The sequence below is a fragment of the Brevibacillus sp. SKDU10 genome, from assembly GCF_001645205.1.
Classification (GTDB): Bacteria; Bacillota; Bacilli; order Brevibacillales; family Brevibacillaceae; genus Brevibacillus_B; species Brevibacillus_B halotolerans.
Map to the genome: position 1 here is coordinate 1 of NZ_LSSO01000099.1, position 898 is coordinate 898.

Below are 898 nucleotides of genomic sequence, written 5' to 3' on the forward strand. Positions count from 1 at the left end.
ATGAATCATTTTTATACATATTTTTCAACAATGGCGGCTGCTAATGTTTTTATTTTAGCTTTAATCGACTCGGGCTCTATTACCTCTACGGAGGGCCCAAAACTAAGAATAAAGCCGTAAAGCCAATTATCCTCGGGAAAACTGGCGGATACGGTTACATATCCTCCCTCTTGCTCAAACAATTCCTCTACACCAAACCACTCTTCCGCTGCATGACGAGAATCTGGGGCAAAACGTAAGACAAGATGAACCATCGTAGCAGAATCATTCCATTGCTGTACCCAGGGGAGCTCGTCAGCTTGAATATTTCGCCTGATAAAAGTTGTATCAAGCACAGTAAGCTTCTTCATGCGATATAATTTAAACAAGCGAAAATCGAGCTTGTTTTGACAGAACCCGTACAAGTACCAGGAACGCCCCTTTACAAGCAGAATATGTGGCTCAACAATTCGGTCACTCTGTTCCCCTCGTGCATTAGAATAGACGAAGCGTAGCCATTTATTTGCTTCAATAGCCTGTTTAACCGTTAAAATAGATTCTTCCAATCTTTCATTTTGCCCCCAAGGTGAGAGATCAACGAGAAATTGCTGCGTTTTCCAATGAAATTGTTCCTTTTGAGCATGTGGAATAATGCTATTAATTTTTTCGACTAAAAACTGATGACTCTCACTTTTATCCATGGTCGAGATGCTTTGTAACGAGGTGACGATCGTGGCGAGTTCATTATTCGTCAGCAATTGACGATCGAGTCGATACCCTTTTGCAAGACCGATACCTCCGTTTGCACCCTGATAGGTAACGATAGGAATACCCGCTTGATTAATCGTTTCTATATCGCGATAAATGGTCCGAATAGACACCTCAAATTGCTCAGCTAAGTCCTTCGCTTGTACGAGAT

1 protein-coding gene is annotated in these 898 nt (G+C 41.9%); it reads right to left on the minus strand.

All coding sequences use genetic code 11. From position 1 onward, the window contains the following. Positions 1–11: 11 nt before the first annotated feature. Positions 12–898, minus strand: an 887-nt coding sequence (locus tag AYJ08_RS05785) for a helix-turn-helix transcriptional regulator (protein ID WP_064016932.1), incomplete at its 5' end; no start/stop codon positions are given.